The organism is Nocardia goodfellowii (genome assembly GCF_017875645.1).
GTDB lineage: Bacteria > Actinomycetota > Actinomycetes > Mycobacteriales > Mycobacteriaceae > Nocardia > Nocardia goodfellowii.
In genome coordinates this window covers 1,770,507-1,791,788 of record NZ_JAGGMR010000001.1, presented here as the reverse complement: position 1 = coordinate 1,791,788, position 21,282 = coordinate 1,770,507, and the positions used below count along the sequence as shown (strand labels likewise).

Below are 21,282 nucleotides of genomic sequence, written 5' to 3'. Positions count from 1 at the left end.
CAGTGAAATGACCGAAGAGATCGCCACCCGCACCTCGCACGAGGTCTGCGACCCCGCCGAGCTGCGCACCCTGTTCCTGTTCGAGAAACTCACCGACGAACAGCTGGAATGGCTGTGCGCCGACGGCAAGATCGAATACATCGAACCCGGCCCGGTTTTCCACGAGGGCGCTCCGGCGACCTGCTTCTACGTGCTGATGGACGGCGAGGTGCGGATCACCAAACTGTCCGGCGGCACCGAGATCGAGATCAACCGCACCGATTTCCGCGGCGCCTACGCGGGCGCTTGGACCGCCTACCTCGGCGACAACGTCGAGCAGAACTACACCGGGTCGATGTATGTCACCCGCAAGTCCCGGTTCTTCGTGCTGGACGCGGGGACCTTCGCGCGCATGATGCGGGACTGGTTCCCGATGGCGGTGCATCTGCTGGAGGGCGCGTTCTACGGCAACCGCAACACCAATCAGCGGGTCGCCGAACGGGAACGGCTGCTCGCGCTGGGTTCGCTGTCCGCCGGGCTGACGCACGAGTTGAACAACCCGGCGGCCGCCGCGGTGCGCGCCACCTCCGGGCTGCGCGACCGGGTCGCGGGCATGCGGCACAAACTGGCGATGATGGCCGAGGGCAAGTTCACCCCGGAAGCCTTCGTGACCCTGGTGCGCTTGCAGGAGGAGGCCGCGGAGAAGGTGGCCAAGGCGCCGGAACTGACCACGATGGAGGCGAGCGACCGGGAAGAGGCGCTGGGGGAATGGTTCGAGAACCACGACATCTCCGGCGGCTGGGATCTGGCGCCGAACTTCGTCCAGGCGGGTATCGACGTCGACTGGCTGGAGACGGTGCACGGCGCGCTGCAGGAATGCCCGAACAAGGTGTTCGAGGGCGCGATCCGCTGGCTCAACTACACCATCGAGACCGAGCTGTTGATGAACGAGATCGCCGACTCGACGGCGCGCATCTCCACGCTCGTCGGTGCGGCCAAACAGTATTCGCAGATGGATCGGGCGCCGTTCCAGGTGGTGGACCTGCACGAACTGCTGGACAGCACGCTGGTGATGATGGGCCGCAAGATCGGCGACACCATCAAGGTGGTCAAGGACTACGACCGTTTGCTGCCCCAAATCCCTTGCTACGCGGCCGAATTGAATCAGGTGTGGACCAACCTGATCGACAACGCGGTCTACGCGATGGGCGGCGAAGGCACCCTCACCGTCCGCACGTACCAGGAAAGCGACTGCGCCGCAGTCGAAATCGGCGACACCGGACCCGGCGTGCCGGACGAGGTGCTGCGCCGCGTCTTCGAACCGTTCTTCACCACCAAGCCCGTCGGTGAAGGCACCGGCCTCGGTCTGGACATCTCGTTCCGGATCGTGGTCAACAAGCACAACGGCGATATCCGCGTCGAATCCGAGCCGGGCAACACCCGTTTCATCGTCCGGCTGCCGCTGCACCCATCCACCGAGGATCGTCACAATCAAGCACCGGAGGTCACTGATGTCTGAGGCAATCGAAGGGATCGATCCGAAGGTCGCGCCGAGCGGGCCCGGCTGTGTGGAATGCGAGGCGTCCCAGGGCTGGTGGGTGCATCTGCGCCGCTGCGCGCAGTGCGGCCACATCGGCTGCTGCGACTCCTCCCCCGCCCAGCACGCGTCCGCGCACGCGAAGGCGAACGGCCACCCGTTCATCCAGAGTTACGAGCCCGGCGAGGACTGGTACTGGAACTATCAGACCGAGGAAATGTACGGCGACGGCCCGGAATTGGCCCCGCCGCACAGCCATCCGGCCGATCAGGGCGCACCCGGGCCGCGCGGGCGGGTGCCCGCCGATTGGCAGTCGCACGTGCACTGAGCGCACAGGTCCTGGCACACACCCGGTACGCTGCACCGAGCGCGCCGGAGGTTCCGGCGCCCGGAGGCACCCGGGGAAAGCACGACATGAAGCGAATTTCCGTCATGGTCCTGGCCGCCGGCGCGGTGGCATTGACACTGACCGCCTGCGGCGGGTCCGACGATTCCGGTGACGCGAGCGGTCTGCGCAAAGGCGGTTCGGTGACCTCGTCGGCCGCCACCAGCACGCCGCAGAGCGGCAACGCCGACGCGCCGGCCGCGACCGCGAGTGCCGCGCCCATCGACACCGCCAAGCTGGGCACCGCCTCACGCACCAGTTGCGCCGATTTCAAGGCGCTGGACAGCACCGCCCAGAAGACGCTGGTGGAGCAGATCCTGCAGGAGAATCCGGACAGCAGCTTCGCGGGCAGCCCGAACGTCGCCCTGGGCACCGCGAAGCTGGTGTGCCTGGCGTCGAGCAACGCGAGCAAGCCGGTAGCCGTCGCCGCGGGCATCGTCACCCAGAAGTAAAGGCGCGAACGCGGCGACGCGGGCAGAATGGCACGGTGGCTGAACTCCCGCTCACCGCTCGCCTGAATCCGTCCGCCGCCGACGCCCGGCGCGGGGTGGTGCGGTTGCATCCGGAGGCGCTGGCCGCACTCGGCTTGCGGGAGTGGGACGGCATCGCCCTGTTCGGTTCCCGGCGCACCGCCGCCGTGGTCGGGATCGCGCCCGTCGGCACACCCGCCGGGGTGGCGTTGCTCGACGATGTCACGCTGTCCAATGCCGGCCTGCGCGAGAACACCACCGTCGTGGTGTCGCCCGCGGCCGTGGTCGGGGCCAAGCAGATTTCGGTGAGCGGTTCGGCGCACGCCACCCAGGCCATTCCGGCGACGACGCTGCGTCAGGCCCTGCTCGGCAAGGTCGTCACGATCGGCGACACGGTCTCGCTGCTGCCGCGGGATCTCGGGCCCGATATCCCGTCTTCGGTAGCCAGCCAAGCACTTTCGCGGACCTTCGGCATCGCGTGGACCACCGAACTGCTCACCGTCACCTCGACCGACCCGGCCCCCGGCCCGGTCAGCGTGCAGCCCAACACGGCGGTGGTGTGGGGTGCGGGCGCGGTCTCGCGGCTCGATATCGCCGAGGTCGGTGTGCCGGCGCCGGGTGCGACCCCGCTGGATTCGGTCGCCACCACCGACGGCGGCCAACTGGGCCGCACCGCCACCAGCGGGTCGTTCTCGACGGTCGCGGTCGAGGATCTGGTGGGTGTGCACACCCAGGCCGCCAAACTCGGCGAATGGCTCAGCCTGGCCCTCGACGAGCCCGAACTGCTCAAAACCCTCGGCGCCACACCACATCTCGGCGTGCTGGTGACCGGACCGGCGGGCGTCGGCAAAACGACGCTGGCCCGTGCGGTCGCCGCGCCGCGGCGGGTAGTGGAATTGGACGGCCCGACCGTCGGCGCCGAAGAGGGCGGCAACCGGTTGCGGCATGTCGCGGCGGCGGTCGCCGAGGTCGGTTCCGGGCAAGGGGGCATCCTGCTGATCACCGACATCGACGCGCTGCTGCCCGCGCAGCCCGAGCCGGTGGCCACGCTCATCCTCGATCAGTTGCGGGCCGCGGTGGCCTCACCGTGTATCGCGTTTCTCGCGACCACCGCGCATCCGAGCCGGGTCGATGCCCGGCTGCGCGCGCCGGATCTGTGCGATCGCGAACTCGCGCTCACGCTGCCCAACGCGGCGGTGCGCCGGGCGCTGCTGGAGCAGTTGTTGCGGCGGGTGCCGACGGGCGATCTGCGGCTGGACGAGATCGCCGCGCGCACACCGGGTTTCGTGGTCGCCGACCTCGCCGCGCTGTGCCGGGAAGCGGCGTTGCGCGCGGCCTCGCGCAGTACCAAGGAGCAGATACCGCCGCGGTTGGAGCAGGACGACCTGGTCGGCGCGCTGAAAGTCATTCGCCCGCTGTCCCGTTCGGGTATGGAGGAACTCGCCATCGGCAGCCTCGATCTCGCCGATGTCGGCGATATGGTCGAGACCAAACAGGCGCTGACCGAATCGGTGCTCTGGCCGCTGCGGCATCCCGATTCCTTCGCGCGGCTCGGTGTCGACCCGCCGCGCGGCGTGCTGCTCTACGGTCCGCCGGGTTGCGGCAAGACCTTCCTGGTGCGGGCACTGGCGGGCAGCGGTCAGCTCAGCGTGCACGCGGTGAAGGGCGCCGAGCTGATGGACAAGTGGGTCGGCTCCTCGGAGCGGGCCGTGCGCGAATTATTCCAGCGCGCAAGGGATTCCGCACCGTCGCTGATTTTCCTGGACGAGGTGGACGCGCTCGCGCCGCGTCGCGGGCAGAGCGCCGACTCCGGGGTCGGCGACCGGGTGGTCGCGGCCCTGCTCACCGAGCTGGACGGGGTCGAGCCGCTGCGCGACGTGGTCGTCTTGGCCGCGACGAACCGGCCCGAGCTCATCGATCCGGCGCTGCTGCGTCCCGGCCGGTTGGAGCGCTCGATCTTCGTGCCGCCGCCGGACGGGGCCGCACGCCTGGAGATTCTGCGGACCGCGGGGCGATCGGTGCCGCTGGCCGGTGATGTCGACCTGACCGCGCTCGCCAAGGATCTGGACGGATACTCCGCCGCCGACTGCGCCGCGCTGCTGCGCGAAGCGGCGCTGTCGGCCATGCGCCGGGATGTCGATGCCGCCGATGTGACCGCCGCCGATGTCGCCGCGGCCCGGTCGGTGGTTCGTCCATCGCTGGATCCGGTTCTGGTGGAGGATTTGCGGCGATACGCAGACCGACACCATTAGCTAACAGTTAGCAATCCCCAGTTCGGGAGGTGAACGGGGGTAAGTTCGCTGCGTGCGACGGCGCGGCGAACTCTTCGATATGGTCACGGCCTGCTGGGGGGCCGCGGTCGCGGGCGTCACACTGTTCCTGCCGATCACCTTCGCGTGGACCGAGGACAGCACGCCGTACCGATTCTCCAGCCTGATCAACAGCGTGCCGCGGGGCGCCGCGATCGGTGTGATCGTGGCCGTGGCGATCGCGGTGCTCATGCGGACCTTCGCCGGCCCCGCCGCGGCCTGGTGGTGGGCGTTCGGCGCGGCCATCGCACTGCTCGTGAATCACTTTGTCGGTCAGCAGGTTTCGGCCCCCGAGCTGCTCACCACGCAGAACTATGTGGACTCCGTGTGCGGCGGCATGCTGCTGGGCGCACTGGGCGCGGCGGCCCTGCGGTGCTGGCAATCCGGCCGCCAGGGCCCCGGTTTCGGTTACGCGCTCGGCGGCGCCGCGACCTTCGTGATCGGTGATCTCGCCGAACTCCTGCAGATCCGCGACCGCGATCCCTACGCCGTGCTGGAGACGCCGCCGCGCACGCTCATCGCCATCGCCATCGCGTTCTTGCTGGCCAGCGCGCTACGCCACCGGGACCGGACCGCCCGGACGCCGCCGCCCGGTATCGCGGTGGAACTGCCGATCACACCGATCCTCGCGGCCACCGTGCTCGCGCTGGTGACGCTCACGGCGACCGAATGGCTCTCCCGCCAGTACCGCGACGCCCCGGACGACGGCGGGCACGGCCCCGAAATCGGGCTGGCGATCATCGCGGTCGCGCTGGCCGCCGTCGCCGCGGCGATGCTGCTTCCGGGGCGCGACGGCGTCGGCGTGCTGCTGGCGGTTCCACTGGTCGCCGTCGCGGACGCGCTGGGCGATACGCCGCGACCGGGCTGGCTGGTGGCGGTATTGCTCGCGGTGACGGGGGCCGGAATCCTGCTGGGCGCCCGGCTGCCGTCGGCGGCGGCGGCCATCGTGGCGATGCTCGGCTTGGCGCTGTTCGACATCGTCAGCGGTGCGCACGACAGCCCCGTGCGCTACGGAATAGGCAGCGTCTTCTTGGCTTTGACCGCCGGATACAGCTGCGGCGCGGCGCGGCCGCATTATCCGCCGAGCGGCGTGCTCGCGATCGCGGCGCTGTTCCTGCCGTCACTGATCACCGCCCTGCCGACATCCGACACCATGTGGCCGGACCGGCCGGGGGTGCCCGAACCGGCGACGCCCGGACGAGTGGCGGTGTTCCTCACGACCTGCTGCGCGCTCGGACTGCTGCTGCTGTACCGCTCGCGGCCCCGGCACCGGCACAGACCGGCCGAGGCGACATCGGGGGAATCGGTCGCCACCGACAGCTAGCTCCGCACGAACACCTGTCCCCCAACATTCTTCGACCTCATGGAGCGCCCGGCTTGCTCGCAATTCTGCTCGTACACGCCTTCGCCGCACTGGTGGCGCCGGTGTGTGTCCGGGTATGGGGGCGCAACGCTTTCGCGCTGCTCGCGCTGGCGCCGCTCGGGTCGCTGCTCTGGGTGATCGCGAACTGGGGTGACACACAGCGGGTCCGGATCCGCTGGGCGCCGGCCATCGAGATGAACATCGATCTGCGGTTCGACACGCTGTCGGCGATCATGGCCTCGCTCGTGCTCGGTATCGGCGCGCTGATCCTGGCCTACTGCGCACGATATTTCCAGGACGACGAACCCCGGCTGGGGGTGTTCGCGGCCCAGCTGGTGGGCTTCGCCGGCGCCATGTTCGGCTTGATCACCAGCGACAACATGCTGCTGCTGTACATCTTCTGGGAAACCACCACGGTGCTGTCGTTCCTGCTCGTCGGCCACAACGGCGAACAGGCGGTGAGCCGGCGCGCGGCCATTCAGGCGCTGCTGGTGACCGGTGCGGGCGGGCTGGCCATGCTGGTCGGGATCGTCATTCTGGGCCAGCGCACCGGCAGCTATCTGCTCTCGGACCTGCTGGCGGCCGGGCATCCGCCCACCGGTGTCGCGGCACAGGTGGCGGTGGGCCTGCTGCTGGTCGGCGCGCTGAGCAAGTCGGCCATTGTGCCGCTGCATTTCTGGTTGCCGGGTGCGATGGCGGCACCGACCCCGGTCAGCGCGTATCTGCACGCGGCCGCCATGGTGAAGGCGGGCGTGTATCTGGTGGCGCGGTTGGCCCCGGTATTCGCGACGAGTCCGGTGTGGCATCCGCTGGTGCTCACGCTCGGCGTGTTCTCCATGCTGCTGGCGGGTTTGCGGGCGATGCAGGTGACCGATCTCAAACTGGTGCTGGCCTTCGGGACCGTCAGCCAGCTGGGGTTCCTGATCCTGCTGGTCGGGCTCGGCACTCCGGCGGGCGCGCTGGCCGGGGTGGCGATGATCCTGGCGCACGCCTTCTTCAAAGGCTGCTTGTTCATGGTGGTCGGCATCGTCGACCATGGTTCCGGCACAAGGGATTTGCGCAGGCTCTCCGGTGTAGGGCGGAAGGCGCCGTGGCTGTGCGGCATCGCCGTGCTCGCGGCGGCCAGCATGGCGGGGCTGCCGCCGCTGCTCGGGTTCGCCGGGAAGGAGAGTGCGCTCAGCGCGATCCTGGACGCGGGGCAACTGCCGTGGTTGGCGCGCAACGGATTGCTGGTGGGGGTGGTGGTCGCCTCCGCCCTGACGGTGGCTTACAGTGCGCGATTCGTCTGGGGTGCGTTCAGTGAAAAGCCTTGGCCGCCAAGGGAGCAAGGCACCGACGACGAGCCGGTGCGATGGCACCCGGTCGATGTCTCCCGGCTGCCCGGTGAGCACCGGACCCCACCGCCACGACCCGATCCGGCTACCGGCGATCGGCCCGACGCGCACTGGCATGCCCCGGGCGCACTGTTCCTGATACCGCCCGCGGTCCTAGCGGCGGCGGGATTACTCGGCGGGCTGGCCGCGCCGTGGGTGGGCCGCCTGATCGAGCCGTACGCGGAAACGCTGCCGGGCGGCACGGCCTACGCCGATCTCGCACTGTGGCACGGCTGGAGCGTCGAATTGCTGCTCACCGCGGTGGTTCTCCTGGCGGGCGCGACGATGTTCGCGTTCCGGCACGAGTTCAGCGCGTCCAGGCGGCACCGCTTGGGCAACGCCGACCGCGCCTACGACGCGACGCTGCGCGCGATGGACCGGCTGTCGCGGCGGATGACCGCCGCGGTGCAGCGCGGTTCGCTGCCGTTGAGCCAGGCCACCATCCTCGGCACGCTCATCGTTCTTCCCGTCGCGATGCTGGTGCTGGGCGCGCGGCGGCAAGTGGAGCTGCGGCTGTGGGATACGGCCGTGCAACCGGCCGTCGCCGCGATCATGGCCGCGATGGCGGTGGCCGCCACCGTGCTACGTAATCGACTGGCCAGTGTGCTGGTCGTCGGGGTCACCGGATACGGGTGCGGCGTGCTGTTCGCCCTGCACGGCGCTCCGGATCTCGCGCTCACCCAATTCCTGGTCGAGACACTGACTCTGGTGATCTTCGTACTGGTGCTGCGCGCGTTCCCGGCAGAGATCGAGGACAGCCGTACCGCCGCGTACCGGCCGCATCGGGCAGTGTTCGCGGTGTTCGCCGGCGTGACGGTGGCGGTCCTGGCGGCCTTCGCGACCGCCGCACGCGGCACCGAACCGATCTGGCGGCTCATCCCGGACGCCGCCTATCAACTCGGCGGCGGGAAGAACGCGGTCAACGTGCTGCTGGTGGATATCCGGGCCTGGGACACCCTTGGGGAGATCTCGGTGCTGATCGTCGCCGCCACCGGGGTCGCGTCGCTGGTGTTCCGCACCCGCCCCCTCGGCAGCGCCCCCCGCGCGGCGGACTCGCCGAACTACGATCCGGACGCCGTGAGTTGGCTGCCCGCAGGGCGTTTGGTGGATCGACGGGATCGGTCCATGGTGCTACAGATCACCACCCGCCTGGTCTTCCCGACCATCATGGTGCTGTCGGTGTACTTCTTCTTCGCGGGCCACAACGCGCCCGGCGGCGGTTTCGCGGGCGGGCTGACCGCCGGGCTCGCACTCACGCTGCGCTATCTGGCCGGTGGGCGTTACGAACTCGGCGAGGCGCTGCCCATCGATCCGGGACACATTCTCGGCGCGGGCCTGATCGCGGCGGCGGGCACCGCCGTCACCTCGCTGTTCCTGGGCGCGCCACCGTTGTCCTCGGCGATCCTGGACATCACCCTGCCGGTCGTCGGGCACGTAAAACTCGTCACCGCGATCTTTTTCGACCTCGGGGTCTATCTGATCGTGGTCGGCCTGGTGCTGGACGTACTACGCAGCCTGGGTGCGCGGCTGGACAAAGAACTCGAGGAAACATGACCTCGGACCTGACCATGCTGGTGCTGATCGCGGTGCTCGTCGCCTGCGGGGTCTACCTGATCCTGGAACGCGCCGTGTCGAAAATGCTGCTCGGGCTGATCCTGTTCGGCAACGCGGTGAACCTGCTGATCATCACCGTCGGCGGTCCGGACGGGGCGCCGCCGATCCGCGGCGCCACGGACGACGTGCATGCCGAGATGGCCGACCCGCTCGCGCAGGCCATGGTGCTCACCGCGATCGTGATCACCATGGGCCTGGCCGCTTTCGTGCTCGCGCTGGCCTACCGGTCCTACATTCTCACCACCTCCGAAGAGGTCGCGAACGATCCGGACGACGTCCAGGTGGCTCGTCGCCGCCAGGCCGAGGAGCCGGAAGAATGACCGACCACCTCTCGCCCGGCGTGCTGCCCGTGCTGATCCCGCTGGCCGTGCTGATTCCGCTGCTCGGCGCGGCCGCGACGCTGATCATCGGGCAGCGGCGCCTGATCCAGCGCTACATCACCCTGCTGGTGCTGGCCGCGGGCGTCGTGATCAGCGCGTTCATGCTGTATCTGGCCGATCGGCACGGCACCGCGGTCGTGCAGGTCGGCGGCTGGCGGACGCCGATCGGGATCTCGCTGGTGGCCGACCGGCTCTCCGCCACGATGCTGCTCGTCTCCTACATCGTGCTGCTGTGCGTCTCGGTCTACGGCTCGGGCCAGAACATCCGCGACGGCGACGAGAAGCAGCCGACGTCGATCTTCCGCCCCACCTATCTCGTGCTCACGGCCGGGGTTTCGGCGGCGTTCCTGGCCGGTGACCTGTTCAATCTGTTCGTCGGTTTCGAGATCCTGCTCGCCGCGTCGTTCGTGCTGCTCACCATCGGTGCGACCGCGGAACGTATCCGGGCGGGCGTCGCCTACGTGATGGTGTCCATGCTGTCGTCGCTGATCTTCCTGACCGGGATCGGGCTGGCGTACGCCACCACCGGAACGTTGAACCTGGCGCAACTGTCCCTCCGGCTGGGCGAGGCGCCGGACGGCATTCGCACCGCCGTGTACGCGGTGCTGCTGGTGGCGTTCGGCATCAAAGCGGCGGTCTTCCCGCTGTCGAACTGGCTGCCCGACTCCTACCCGACCGCCCCCGCGCCGGTGACCGCGGTCTTCGCCGGCTTGCTGACGAAAGTCGGTGTGTACGCGATCATCCGGACGCATTCGCTGCTCGCGCCGGACGGCCGGTTCGACACCGTGCTGCTGGTCTGCGGCCTGCTCACCATGTTGATCGGCATCTTCGGCGCGGTCGCCCAGAGCGATATCCGCCGGTTGCTGTCGTTCACCCTGGTCAGCCATATCGGGTTCATGGTGTTCGGCATCGGGCTGGCCACCGTCGCGGGGCTCGCCGGCGCGGTGTTCTATGTGGCACACCACATCCTGGTGCAGACCACGCTGTTCCTGGTGGTCGGCATCATCGAACGCCAGGCGGGATCGACGTCCATGCGCCGGCTCGGCGGGCTGGCGGCCAGTCCACTGCTGGCGCTCTTGTTCCTGGTGCCGGCGCTCAATCTCGCTGGTATACCGCCTTTCTCGGGCTTCATCGGCAAGGTCGCGCTGTTGCAGGCGGGCGCGATGGACGGCAGCGCGCTGGCCTGGGTACTGGTCGGCGCGGCGGTGCTCACCAGTCTGCTGACGCTCTACGTGGTCGCGATCGTCTGGGCGAAAGCGTTCTGGCGCAGCCGATCCGACGCACCCGAGGGCCATCTCGCGGCCGCGAAACCACCCGCGCTGATAGAGGAGACAGACGATGTGCTCTACGACGAACGGCCCGACCCCGGCCGCACCCCGGTACTGATGGTGGGCGCGACCGTGGTGCTCGGAACGGTCGGGCTCGCGCTGACCGTCTTCGCCGGGCCGATCCTCGGCATCGCCGATCGCGCGGCCGCAGAACTGCACGACTCGACGGTGTATGTCGTTGCCGTACTGGGTGATCCGGGAGCTTTCCGGTGAACGCCGAACGGCTGCTCGGGGTGAGCAGATCCGTGATCCTGCGGATCGCGCTGTTGGTCTGGCTGGCGCTGGTCTACACGGCACTCTGGGGTGACCTCAGCGTCGCCAACATTCTCGCCGGGCTGGCCGTGGGCGCGCTCATCATCTTCGCGCTGCCGCTGCCCCGGATGCCGGTCGCCGGGCAGCTGAACCTGCGGGCGCTGGCCGAATTGATCGTGGTGATCGTGTATTACGCGCTGGAGTCCAGTTTTCAGATCGCCTGGTTCGCCGTTCGCCCCGCGCCGCCGCCGGTGTCGGGCGTCCTGCGGGTCTACCTGAGTACCCGCTCGGATCTGGTGATGGTGCTGTGCACCGACCTGCTCAATCTGATCCCCGGCACCATGGTGCTGGAAATCGATCGGCGACGCTGCGCGGTGTACGTGCACGTCCTCGATGTAAGCAGCGACGCGGCGGTGCGGCGGTTCTACGAGACCACCCGGCGGCTGGACCGGCTGCTGGTCTCGGCGTTCGAACGGACGGTGACGCGATGATCGTCGTCTTCGTGATCGCGGGCGTGCTGCTCGTCGCGGCCGCCGGGCTCACCAGTTTCCGGATCCTGGCCGGCCCGAGCACGCTGGACCGGGTCGTCGGCATCGACTCGCTCACCGCCATCGCCGCGTCCGGATTGGCGGTCTGGGCGGCCTACGACAAGGACACCACCGACGTGCCCGCCATCGTCGCGATCGCCATCGTCGGTTTCCTCGGCTCGGCGGCCGTGGCACGCTTCCGTGTCCGGGACGACCGATGAAGCTCGTCCTCGACCTGGTGTCCGGCCTGCTGATCCTCACCGGCGCGCTGCTGGCGTTCACCGCCGCGATCGCCATCATCCGCTTCCCCGACACCCTGACCCGGATGCACGCCGCCACCAAACCACAGGTGATCGGCCTGATCCTGATCCTGACGGGCACCGCCATCGCGCTCCGCCACGACGGTCAGGCCTGGATGCTCGCGCTCACCGGTCTGTTCACCATGCTGACCGCGCCGGTCATCGCGCACCTGCTCGGCCGCACCGCCTACCGGGAACAGCGGCACCGCGACGGACTGCTGCGCATCAACGAACTCGGCGACGAATTAGACGACACCTGAAGCACTTTCACGCCTGGCGCAGCGCCCGATAGACGGCCGCGCCCACGAAGGCGCCGAGCGTCCGCGCGGTCCAGGCGCCGTCGTCGGCGAGCAGCGTGCGCACCGCGCCCTCGCCGGCCGAGACCCACGGCCTATCCTGGAGGTACCTATCGATTCGCTCTACGACCGCCCAACGCCATTGACAGCGTGAGGATATGACCGCCGTGCGTGAGTCCCTCATGACGACCGAGAAGTTCGAGGAACTCGCTCGCGTGGCCGAAGGTGTGCGACTGGAGTTCATCGATGGACAACTTGGGGCGAAAGCAGCTCCGGACGGAGATCATGGCCGGATCATTCAATGGTTGATCCGTACATTCCTGCTGTTCCGTCCGGAGCTGTTTCTTACGCCCGAACAAGGGCTGAAGGTCGGGCAGTACCGAAAGGGCCGCGCTCGTCCGGACGGTGTACTGGCAGCCGCCGAGGCCTTTGTCGGTCAGGGCGAATGGGCCGATCCGGCCCCGGTGCTCATGGTGGTCGAGGTGACCTCCGATGACCAGGACACCGAGCGCCGCGATCGCGAAGAGAAGCCGCTCGCCTACGCGGCAAGCGGAATTCCCCTCTACCTGCTGATCGATCGCCAATACGGCGAACTCACGGTTTACAGCCAGCCGACACCCACTCGCTACGAGAAGAAGCTCACGGTGCCGTTCGGGGCGACCGTGGAGTTGCCGGACCCGGTGCGGGTCGAGTTGGATAGCGCACCGCTCGCGGATTGGGTGCGGTAGTCGGGTCGGGTTCAGGCGGTGGTGTGGGTGGCCGCTTCGTAGGCGGCTTCGAGCTGGGTGGATGCTCGGGGGGCTTGCGGGTTCGGGCGGGGAATGCCGAGGTGGAGTTCGCGGAGTTCGTCCATCATGGCTTCGGTGAGTTCGGGGCCGGCGTCGCGGAGTAGTTCGGCGCGGACGCGCAGGTGCGGGGTGCCCGGGCGGTGCGCCAGGCCCCAGTTGCCGAGGGCGACCATGATCGGCAGGACCTGGATGCCCGCCTCGGTGAGGGAGTATTCGGCGCGCTGGCCGCGCTGCGTCGCCGCGCGGGTGAGCAGGCCGGCGGCGGTGAGTTGTTTGAGCCGGCTGCTGAGGATATTGCTCGCGATGCCTTCCTCGGAGCCGGTGAGCAACTCCCGGAAATAGCGGCGATTGCCGAACATGATGTCGCGCAACACCAGCATCGCCCATGGGTCGCCGAGTACCTCGACGGCGGCGTTGATCGGGCATCCCGAACGCGGCGAGCTATGCATGTACCCCTCCTCGAACTAGTGGTTGCAATCTACCATCACTTCGCCTACCGTCATGCGACAGAAGCGATTGCAAATAACAACCACTTAGGAGTGGCGATCATGTCCAGAGTTCGCGTGCACAACTTCTCCATCTCGCTCGACGGTTTCGCTACCGGCGCGGGCATCACCCGGGACGCGCCGTTCGGCCACGCCGGGGAGCGGCTGCACGAGTGGATGTTCGCCACCCGCTTCGGCCGCACCGCGCTCGGTCAGCCCGGCGGCAGCACCGGCGCCGACAACGCGTTCGCCGAACAGATCGAGAACGGGTTCGGCGCGGAGATCATGGGGCGCGGCAAGTTCAGCTATCAGACCGGGCCGTGGACCGAGGTCGGCACCGAGCAGGAATGGCGGGGCTGGTGGGGTCCGAACCCGCCGTTCCATACGCCGGTTTTCGTGCTGACGCACCACCCGCGGCCGTCGATCGAAATGGCGGGCGGCACGGTTTTCCATTTCCTCGACGCCACCCCGCAGGAGGCGCTCGACCGGGCCCGCGAAGCGGCGGGCGATCTGGATATCCGCGTCGGCGGTGGCCCGACGGTCGTGCGCGACTTCCTTCAGGCGGGCCTGATCGACACCCTGCACGTGGTGCAAGTTCCGATCGTGCTCGGCCGCGGCGTGCGCCTGTGGGATGGCTTGGAAGACATCGATGCTCGCTACGACATCGAGGCGGTGTCCACCCCCAGCGGCGTCACCCACCTGACCCTCACCCGGGCCTGACCGGGCTACGCCGTATCCACTGCCTCCCCCGCACGCACCGGGGCGACGACGGTGTCCCGGTGCGCGAACCAGGTGGCGTGGAAAGCCGCGGCCACACCGGCCAGCGCGGCCAGCACCACCGTGCCCGAGAGCACCGGATATTCCGCCATCGGCACCGCCAGAAAACGGAACGACAGCAGCAGCGCCGCGAAGACGATCGTGCCACCGCCCACCAGGCGGACGCGGAACCAGCCCCACCCGCGCTCGGGTTCGCGCAGCGCGGACTCGACGGTCAGGCACAGCACCGCGCCCGCGACCAGGTCTACGCCATAGTGGTAACCGAAACCCAGGGTGGCGGCGAGAGTGCCGAACAGCCAGAACGCGCCCATCCAGCGCAGCCAGGCAGGCGCCCGGGCGCCGGTGAGATCACGCCGGGTATGCAGGAAGACCGACAGCGCCCAGGCGGTGTGCATGGACGGCATGCAGTTGCGGGGTGTGTAGTTGTCGAAGGCGAGCTCCGCCGGATTCCGGTCCAGCGGCGGCAACACCCCGGGCCAGTAGTTGCCGAGTTGCAGGCCGTGCCCATCGGCACCGAATGCGAACATCGGGCCGACCACCGGGAAGATGACATAGAACAGCGGCCCGATCAGGCCGAGCACCAGGAACGTGCGCACCAGATAGTGCGACGGCCAGCCGTGCTCACCCGCCGCGGTGACCCGGCGCAACTGCCAGACCGCGACCACGATGGCGGCGACCGGCAATTCGATGTAGACCCAGTGCAATACGGCCGAGACGCCGGGCCCGAGCGCGTCCAGCACCCGGCCCAGCACCCAGGACGGATCACCCAGCGCGTGGTCGGCGAGGATGACGTACTCGTCCAGCACCGCGGGCCGGGCCATGGTGGTGATGTGCAGCCAGACATCGCCGACCTTGGTGGCGAGAATGAGCAGCGCGCCGAGCGCGGCGGCATGCAGTGCGTTGCGGCGTTCCGTGCCGGTCCAGCGCCACCAGGCCAGCACCGCGATGCCGGTGAGCACGATCACCGGGCCGTTGCCCACGCTGAACGGCGAACCGGCGAGCAACCGCACCCCCGCGCACACCGCGTCGATGCCGACGGCCGCGCCGACCGCGATGATCCGGCGGCGCATCGGCAGACCGACCAGCGCCAGCACCAGACCGGCCCACGGCACCGTCATCGACTTGGGCGTACCGGCGTAGTCCTGCCACACGCTTTCCAGCGGACCCGGGAAGCCCTGCCACGCGGCCACCACCTGCAATGTGACCAGCAACACGGGGACGGCCGAAACCGCTGCGGTGACCCAGATCCGGGCCGGGGGCGCGGAAAACCGTTGCGCCACACTTCCCGCGCCGGAACCTGGATCTTCGACTAGCACGTCGACCATAGTAAACGGCGCGTGAACGTCAGCCCCCTGGCCAACTGAACAGGCGGCCGGAGCTAGGTGTCCAGCTCCTTGACCAGCGAGTCCACCACCGCGACCAGATCGCCCTGCGCCGCGGCCGCGACTTTGCGCTGCCGCTGATAGGACGCACCGCGCAGCGGGATCTCCGCGACCGAAGCGAGCTCGGCCGCGCAGCCCAGTTCCTTGGCGGTCGGTTCCAGCCGATTCAGCAGTTCGGACAGATCGTCGGTGACCAGGCGCTCATTGCTGTCGGCATCGACGATGATGATCGCGTCCAGCCCGTAGCGCGCGGCCCGCCACTTGTTCTCCTGCACATGCCAGGGCGGCAGCGTGGGCAACTCCTCGCCGCCCTCGATGCGCCGGTCCAGATCGACGATGAGGCAGTGGATGAGCGCGGCCATCGCGGCCAGCTCGGTCTTGGTGGAGATGCCGTCGCAGACCCGCACCTCGATGGTGCCCCACTTGGGCGCCGGCCGGATATCCCAGTGCATGCCGCCGAGCTGCTCGAAGACGCCAGTCTTGAGCTGATCGTGCACGAAACCTTCGAACTGCGGCCAATTGTCGAACTGGAACGGCAGGCCCGCGGTGGGCAGTTGCTGGAACATCAGCGTCCGGTTGCTGGCGTAACCGGTGTCCGAACCCGCCCACATCGGCGAGGACGCGGACAGCGCGAGCAGATGCGGATACGACAGCAGCAGCGAGTTCAGGATCGGAAAGACCTTGTCCCGGTGCGAGACTCCGACGTGCACGTGCACGCCCCAGATCATCATCTGCCGGCCCCACCACTGGGTGCGCTCGATCAGCTCGTCGTAGTGCTCGGAGCGGGTCAGCTGCTGGGCCGACCACTGCGCGAAGGGGTGGGTGCCCGCGCAGAACAGATCGACGCCGAGCGGGTCGGCGGCGCGGCGCACGGTGTCCATGGTGCCGCGCAGGTCGTCCACCGCACTGGCGACGTTCTCGTGTACGCCGGTCACCAGTTCGACGGTGTTGCGCAGCAATTCCTTGGTGATCTGCGGGGTGCCGTCGTGGGCGCGCAGATCACCGACCGCGTCGAAAACCGCTGCGGCGGTGTTGGACAGATCGCGCGTCACCTTGTCGACGAGCGCTATCTCCCACTCGATGCCGATCGTGGGCCGGGGTGAACCTTTGAACGGTACGTTCGCGCTTGGTGCCCCGGCCATGTCGCCACCTTCGTTACTGGATCACGCCACAGGCGACGCGGTCGCCCGCATCACCTGTCGCCAGCGTGTTCTGGTCCGGTCCAGCGGCGCCGTTGGCCTGGAGATAACGGTTGGGGATGTTCCCGAAGTTGTCCGCGTCGGCATGGATCATCAGGGCCTTGCCCTTGATGTCGTCCATGGTGACCGCGTCGGTGGTGGTGATCAGCTTGGCGTTGCCGTCCGCGCGCACCTGCAGCGAGGTCAGGTCGCCGCTGGCCGGGTGCGTGTTGGCGCTGCCGACCTGCAGGTGGCCACCCGCGGACAGGAAGGCGCCCGCCGGGCCGCCGGTCGGGGCGACGGAGTTCGGCTCGCACTTGCCGAAGGAGTGGATGTGCAGACCGTGGAAGCCGGGCTTCAGGCCGTGCGCCTCGATGGTGAACTGCAGGTGGTTCCCGCTCTGCACGATGTTCGCGGTGCCGACCGAGGCGCCCGAGGGGTCCTTCAGGTCGACCTTGTGACCCTGACTGCCGTGCGCGTCACCGGTTTCCTTGCCGGGCTCGCCCTGCGGCGGGGCATCCGCACCGGTCCACACCGGCGGCGTGGTTCCCTTGACGTCACTCGATTCCTGGCTGTTCGTGCAGGCAGCGAGACCGAAGACCGCCACCGCGAGCACCGGGGCCACGGTCCGCCAGGACGGACGACGAGTCGCGGACGTCCGGGGATGGCAGCCGACGGAGTCGGCGGGGTGGGTAGGCACTGCCATCGGGGGAACTCCTTTACGAGTACCGAGTTAGATCTTACGAGTAAAGCTGGGTGGACACGTTCGTTACCGGACAAGATGATGCCACGCCCGCCGCGTCACACCGTGCAGGGGCCGCGTCACTCGCGCTTCACTACTTGGTGCTTGTAAGTCAGTTACCCGTCAAGATGACGATCACACCCGTGCCGGAGTCGATTCCCGCCGCTTTCGGCTGGGCGCTGACGCCCAGTTCGTTCGCGATCTGCACGGCCGCTTCCTTTTCACCGGCCGTATTCCCGTAGTACACGGTGCTTTTCGCGATGGTGCCGCCCGCGTAGTTGCCGGCCGAGACGTTCGTCCAGCCGTTGGCGGTGAGCTCCGCCGCGGTGTTCGCGGCCAGGCCGGCGACCAGGCTGTTGTTCAGGACCCGCACGGGCACAGCGCGATTCACCGTCGCGGCCGGAGCCGCCGCGGTGGTGCTCGGCGTAGTGGTGACCGGGGCGGTGGTGGTCGGCGCGGTGGTGGACGTCACGTCCGTGGTCGTCGCGGGGGCCGAGGACGGCACGGTGGTGCGCGGGGCGGCGGAGGTGGCCGGCGGCACCGGTTTCGGTGTGCTGGACGGCGTTTCGGCCACGGTGCCGGAGTCGGAATTCGACAGCGACATCGCACCGAGCCCGGCGAACACGATGGCCAACGCGATCAACACCATCGCCAGCGCGCGCAACGGCGGCCCGCCGGAGGTGGGATTGGGAGAGCTCACGCCAACGACCCTAGCCGCAGTTCAGCTCCGGTGAACGCAACTGGGAGTGTCATACCTGAAATCCGAGGCGGCGAGCGGCTCTGGCCTTCTGCCGGCTCGCGCGCAACCGGCGCAGGCGCTTCACCAGCATGGGGTCGGCGGCGAGGGCTTCGGGACGATCGACTACCGCGTTGAGCACCTGGTAGTAGCGGGTCGGCGAGAGCGAGAACAGTTCACGGATGGCCTCTTCCTTGGCGCCCGCGTACTTCCACCACTGCCGTTCGAAGGCCAGGATGTCCAGCTCGCGGCGACTCAGGCCGCTGCTTTCCCCGTCGGTTACCGTCTCGAGATTCCGAGCCGCTGCGCCGTCCATCTTGCTCCCTCGCCGAGTTCCAGTCTCTATGGCGGTGTTCGCGACGCCCGCCCACCCGTCGCCTGACGGTCACGCTCCGCTACCGCCTCCGGACGCTGAGCTCGCACCGCGGCAGACGAAAAATGGTGCCTGTACGTCGCGGATCATTCAACCACGCGGCCCGGAGGTAGCTCAGCTCCAACGCGGCGTGTTCGTTTACTACGGATTAGCGGCGTGTCCCGCTCCGGCCTCCGGCCCCGGGATGACCCGGCCCACACGTTAGGCTTGTTTCTCATGGCAGTCCTCCCCATCGTGATCGTCGGTGACCCCGTTCTGCACAACCCGACCGAACCGGTTACCCAGACGCCGGAGGAACTGGCGGAGTTGATCGCGGACATGTACGAAACGCTCGACGTCTCCAACGGTGTCGGGCTGGCCGCGAACCAGGTCGGGGTCCCGCTGCGACTGTTCGTCTACGACTGCCCCGACATCACCGACGACGGCACCGCGACCCGGCGCAAGGGCGCGGTGATCAACCCGGTGCTGGAGACCTCCGAGATCCCGGAGACCATGCCGGATCCGGACGACGACGATGAGGGCTGCCTCTCGGTCCCCGGCTTCCAGTTCCCCACCGGACGGGCCGACTGGGCGCGCGTCACCGGCACCGACGAGCACGGCGATCCGGTCGACATCGAGGGCAAGGGCTTCTTCGCCCGCATGCTGCAGCACGAGGTCGGCCACCTGGACGGATTCCTGTACGTGGACGTGCTGATCGGCCGGCACGCACGGGCCGCGAAGAAGGCGATCAAGCGCGAGGGCTGGGGCACACCGGGTCTCAGCTGGGTGCCCGGCACAGTGCCGGATCCGTTCGGCCACGACGACTGAATCATGAGTAGATGACAACTGAACCTTCGATCCCGCTCGGCGCCCGGGTGGTCATGCGCTACCAGCTGCCGCCCGGCTCCACCCCGCCGCTGACCGATGTCATCGGCGAGCTGGTGTCGCTGGAGCCGCCGACCGTCAAAGTCGGTGCCGAACAACTGGTTACCGTCCCACCGGACCAGGTGGTGGCGCTGAAGGCGCTGGGCCCCAGGCCGATTCGCACCAGCGAGATCCGCGCACTGGAAACCGCCGCGGCCGACGGCTGGCCGGGCGTGCAACAGGAGTGGATCGACGGCTGGCTACTGCGCGCCGGGCACGGATACACCAATCGCGCCAATTCGGCTGCGCCACTGGGCCGTTCCGGTGCGCCCGCGGTGCTCGCCGCGGAGACGCTGCAGCGTATCGCCGCCTGGTACGCCGAGCGCGGCCTGCCCTTCCAGTTGTTGCTGCCCGATCGCCTGGCACCGGTCCCCCAGGGTTGGCGCACCTGGAGCGAGACCGTCGTCCTGGGCATCGATATCGAGAATTTCGTTCTCCCCCAGGGCCCGCCGATGGTGCGCACGGCGACCGAACCAGACGCGGCCTGGCTGCGACTGCACCGCTACCGCGGCGAGAATCCCGCGTTGACGGCCGTCCCGCAGCAGCCCGTCCCCGAGGTGCTGACCGCCGTGCACGACGGCAAACTGGGTTTCGCCGCGCTGGGTGTGCCGGAACCGATCGCCATCGGACGCGCCGCCGTCACGACCGCGCCGGACCTGCGCCGCTGGGTCGGCCTCAGCTGTATCGCCGTGCAGGCGGCGCACCGCCGCCACGGTCTCGGGGCGCTGGTGTGCGCCGAGCTGATCCGCTGGGGGCACGCCCGCGGTGCGACCCACGCCTACGTGCAGGTCGAGGCCGACAACGCGGCGGCCCTCGCGCTCTACCGGGATCTGGGATTCCTCGAGCACCACAACTACCGGTACGCGGCGCCCCGGTAACTGTCGAATCCGATACCGAAAGAAGGCTTTTCGTGCGTTTGGCGACCTGGAACGTCAACTCCGTCCGTTCCCGCATCGATCGGGTGGTGCAGTTCCTGGACCGTCAGGACATCGATGTGCTCGCGCTGCAGGAAACCAAGTGCCGCGACGATCAGTTCCCGTTCGAGCGGTTCGACGAACTCGGCTACGAGGTCGCCCATCTCGGCGTGAACCAGTGGAACGGCGTGGCCATCGCCTCCCGCGTCGGTCTGAGCGATGTCGAACTGGCCTTTCCCGGTCAGCCCGGCTTCGACAAGGACGCCGGCGAGTCGCTGATCAGCGCGCCGGTGGTGGAGTCGCGCGCGCTGGGCGCGACGTGCGGCGGCGTCCGGGTATGGAGCCTGTATGTGCCGAACGGCCGCACCCTCGGCGACCCGCACTACGCCTACAAGCTGGAATGGCTGGCCGCCCTGCGCGCTACCGCCGGCGGCTGGCTGACCGCGGACCCGCAGGCCAAGGTCGCTCTGGTCGGCGACTGGAATATCGCGCCCCGCGACGAGGACGTGTGGTCGATGGAGTTCTTCGCGGGCAAGACCCATGTCTCGCAACCGGAACGCGATGCCTTCAACGCCTTCCTCGACCATGGATTCGCCGATGTCATGCGACCGTTCGCGCCCGGACCCGGCGTCTACACCTACTGGGATTACACCCAACTGCGCTTCCCCCGCCGGGAGGGCATGCGCATCGATTTCATCCTGGCCTCGCAGGCGCTGGCCGCCACCGTCAAGGACGCGAACGTGGACCGCGAGGAGCGCAAAGGCAAGGGCGCCAGCGACCACGCGCCGGTCATCGCGGAGTTCGGTTTGCCGAATGAGTGAGATGACAAGGAGTTCGGCTTTCAGGTAGGCAATTGTTCGGTCACAGTGCCGATCGCCCGGCGTAATTCCGT

Annotated in this window: 22 protein-coding genes and 1 pseudogene; 16 read left to right on the top strand and 7 right to left on the bottom strand. The window is 68.6% G+C overall.

Features of this window, described 5'->3' with window-relative positions; all coding sequences use genetic code 11:
• The first annotated feature begins 7 nt into the window (after positions 1 to 7).
• The 11 genes from BJ987_RS07755 to mnhG all read left to right on the top strand — a co-directional run bounded on the left by BJ987_RS07755 (position 8) and on the right by mnhG (position 12,076).
• Positions 8 to 1,498 carry an ATP-binding protein gene (locus BJ987_RS07755; RefSeq protein WP_209886164.1) on the top strand — a complete coding sequence of 497 codons (1,491 nt, stop codon included), beginning with the start codon at positions 8 to 10 and terminating at the stop codon, positions 1,496 to 1,498.
• Positions 1,491 to 1,844: a UBP-type zinc finger domain-containing protein gene (locus tag BJ987_RS07750; RefSeq protein ID WP_209886160.1), complete on the top strand. Its 354-nt coding sequence runs from the start codon at positions 1,491 to 1,493 to the stop codon at positions 1,842 to 1,844. Before BJ987_RS07755 ends, BJ987_RS07750 begins: the two co-directional genes overlap by 8 nt.
• Before the next feature lie 86 nt (positions 1,845 to 1,930).
• Positions 1,931 to 2,353, top strand: a complete 423-nt coding sequence (locus BJ987_RS07745) for a hypothetical protein (protein WP_209886157.1) — start codon at positions 1,931 to 1,933, stop codon at positions 2,351 to 2,353.
• Positions 2,354 to 2,388: 35 nt separating this feature from the next.
• Positions 2,389 to 4,623, top strand: a complete 2,235-nt coding sequence (locus tag BJ987_RS07740; RefSeq protein ID WP_209886154.1) for an AAA family ATPase — start codon at positions 2,389 to 2,391, stop codon at positions 4,621 to 4,623.
• A 52-nt stretch (positions 4,624 to 4,675) separates the two neighbouring features.
• Entirely contained in the window at positions 4,676 to 6,004 is a 1,329-nt protein-coding gene (locus tag BJ987_RS07735) for a hypothetical protein (RefSeq protein ID WP_209886151.1), read from the top strand.
• A 53-nt stretch (positions 6,005 to 6,057) separates the two neighbouring features.
• Positions 6,058 to 8,970, top strand: a complete 2,913-nt coding sequence (locus BJ987_RS07730) for a Na+/H+ antiporter subunit A (protein ID WP_209886148.1) — start codon at positions 6,058 to 6,060, stop codon at positions 8,968 to 8,970.
• Entirely contained in the window at positions 8,967 to 9,350 is a 384-nt protein-coding gene (locus BJ987_RS07725; protein WP_209886145.1) for a Na(+)/H(+) antiporter subunit C, read from the top strand. Before BJ987_RS07730 ends, BJ987_RS07725 begins: the two co-directional genes overlap by 4 nt.
• Positions 9,347 to 10,951 carry a Na+/H+ antiporter subunit D gene (locus BJ987_RS07720; protein WP_209886142.1) on the top strand — a complete coding sequence of 535 codons (1,605 nt, stop codon included), beginning with the start codon at positions 9,347 to 9,349 and terminating at the stop codon, positions 10,949 to 10,951. The genes BJ987_RS07725 and BJ987_RS07720 overlap by 4 nt, the downstream gene beginning before the upstream one ends.
• Positions 10,948 to 11,481, top strand: coding sequence for a Na+/H+ antiporter subunit E (locus BJ987_RS07715; protein ID WP_307869530.1), 534 nt, complete (start codon positions 10,948 to 10,950; stop codon positions 11,479 to 11,481). The genes BJ987_RS07720 and BJ987_RS07715 overlap by 4 nt, the downstream gene beginning before the upstream one ends.
• Positions 11,478 to 11,738, top strand: a complete 261-nt coding sequence (locus BJ987_RS07710; protein WP_209886139.1) for a monovalent cation/H+ antiporter complex subunit F — start codon at positions 11,478 to 11,480, stop codon at positions 11,736 to 11,738. Before BJ987_RS07715 ends, BJ987_RS07710 begins: the two co-directional genes overlap by 4 nt.
• Positions 11,735 to 12,076 carry a monovalent cation/H(+) antiporter subunit G gene (gene mnhG, locus BJ987_RS07705; protein WP_209886137.1) on the top strand — a complete coding sequence of 114 codons (342 nt, stop codon included), beginning with the start codon at positions 11,735 to 11,737 and terminating at the stop codon, positions 12,074 to 12,076. The genes BJ987_RS07710 and mnhG overlap by 4 nt, the downstream gene beginning before the upstream one ends.
• Positions 12,077 to 12,083: 7 nt before the next feature.
• On the opposite strand, the pseudogene BJ987_RS07700 reads toward mnhG, so the two are convergent.
• Positions 12,084 to 12,203, bottom strand: a pseudogene (locus tag BJ987_RS07700) (TetR/AcrR family transcriptional regulator); the annotation flags it as partial.
• Between the two features lie 67 nt (positions 12,204 to 12,270).
• On the opposite strand from BJ987_RS07700, the gene BJ987_RS07695 reads away from it, so the two are divergent.
• Positions 12,271 to 12,840, top strand: coding sequence for a Uma2 family endonuclease (locus BJ987_RS07695; RefSeq protein WP_209886135.1), 570 nt, complete (start codon positions 12,271 to 12,273; stop codon positions 12,838 to 12,840).
• Positions 12,841 to 12,851: 11 nt separating this feature from the next.
• Here the strand turns inward: BJ987_RS07695 and BJ987_RS07690 are convergent, their stop codons facing one another.
• On the bottom strand, positions 12,852 to 13,349 hold the full coding sequence (locus BJ987_RS07690; protein WP_209886133.1) for a winged helix-turn-helix transcriptional regulator: 498 nt from the start codon (positions 13,347 to 13,349) through the stop codon (positions 12,852 to 12,854).
• Between the two features lie 99 nt (positions 13,350 to 13,448).
• Here BJ987_RS07690 and BJ987_RS07685 point away from each other — a divergent pair, with 99 nt between their 5' ends.
• Positions 13,449 to 14,105 (top strand): dihydrofolate reductase family protein, encoded by a 657-nt coding sequence (locus tag BJ987_RS07685; protein ID WP_209886131.1) that lies wholly within the window; start codon positions 13,449 to 13,451, stop codon positions 14,103 to 14,105.
• A 5-nt stretch (positions 14,106 to 14,110) separates the two neighbouring features.
• Here BJ987_RS07685 and BJ987_RS07680 read toward each other — a convergent pair whose 3' ends face one another.
• The 5 genes from BJ987_RS07680 to napA all read right to left on the bottom strand — a co-directional run bounded on the left by BJ987_RS07680 (position 14,111) and on the right by napA (position 18,516).
• The gene (locus BJ987_RS07680) at positions 14,111 to 15,487 is read right to left on the bottom strand and encodes a phosphatase PAP2 family protein (protein WP_209886128.1); all 1,377 of its coding nucleotides are present in this window, start codon (positions 15,485 to 15,487) and stop codon (positions 14,111 to 14,113) included.
• 53 nt (positions 15,488 to 15,540) lie between these two features.
• Positions 15,541 to 16,686 (bottom strand): glutamate--cysteine ligase, encoded by a 1,146-nt coding sequence (locus BJ987_RS07675; RefSeq protein WP_209886125.1) that lies wholly within the window; start codon positions 16,684 to 16,686, stop codon positions 15,541 to 15,543.
• A 13-nt stretch (positions 16,687 to 16,699) separates the two neighbouring features.
• The gene (gene sodC, locus BJ987_RS07670; RefSeq protein ID WP_209886122.1) at positions 16,700 to 17,428 is read right to left on the bottom strand and encodes a superoxide dismutase[Cu-Zn]; all 729 of its coding nucleotides are present in this window, start codon (positions 17,426 to 17,428) and stop codon (positions 16,700 to 16,702) included.
• A 148-nt stretch (positions 17,429 to 17,576) separates the two neighbouring features.
• Positions 17,577 to 18,164, bottom strand: a complete 588-nt coding sequence (locus BJ987_RS07665) for a LytR C-terminal domain-containing protein (RefSeq protein WP_209886119.1) — start codon at positions 18,162 to 18,164, stop codon at positions 17,577 to 17,579.
• 49 nt (positions 18,165 to 18,213) lie between these two features.
• Positions 18,214 to 18,516: a nucleoid-associated protein NapA gene (gene napA / locus BJ987_RS07660; protein WP_194816285.1), complete on the bottom strand. Its 303-nt coding sequence runs from the start codon at positions 18,514 to 18,516 to the stop codon at positions 18,214 to 18,216.
• A gap of 273 nt (positions 18,517 to 18,789) precedes the next feature.
• Here napA and BJ987_RS07655 point away from each other — a divergent pair, with 273 nt between their 5' ends.
• The 3 genes from BJ987_RS07655 to BJ987_RS07645 are packed head-to-tail and all read left to right on the top strand — an operon-like array spanning position 18,790 to position 21,211.
• The gene (locus tag BJ987_RS07655; protein WP_209886116.1) at positions 18,790 to 19,380 is read left to right on the top strand and encodes a peptide deformylase; all 591 of its coding nucleotides are present in this window, start codon (positions 18,790 to 18,792) and stop codon (positions 19,378 to 19,380) included.
• Positions 19,381 to 19,391: 11 nt separating this feature from the next.
• Positions 19,392 to 20,354, top strand: a complete 963-nt coding sequence (locus tag BJ987_RS07650; RefSeq protein WP_209886113.1) for an N-acetylglutamate synthase, CG3035 family — start codon at positions 19,392 to 19,394, stop codon at positions 20,352 to 20,354.
• 32 nt (positions 20,355 to 20,386) lie between these two features.
• Positions 20,387 to 21,211 (top strand): exodeoxyribonuclease III, encoded by an 825-nt coding sequence (locus BJ987_RS07645; protein WP_209886110.1) that lies wholly within the window; start codon positions 20,387 to 20,389, stop codon positions 21,209 to 21,211.
• The last annotated feature ends 71 nt before the right edge of the window (positions 21,212 to 21,282 follow it).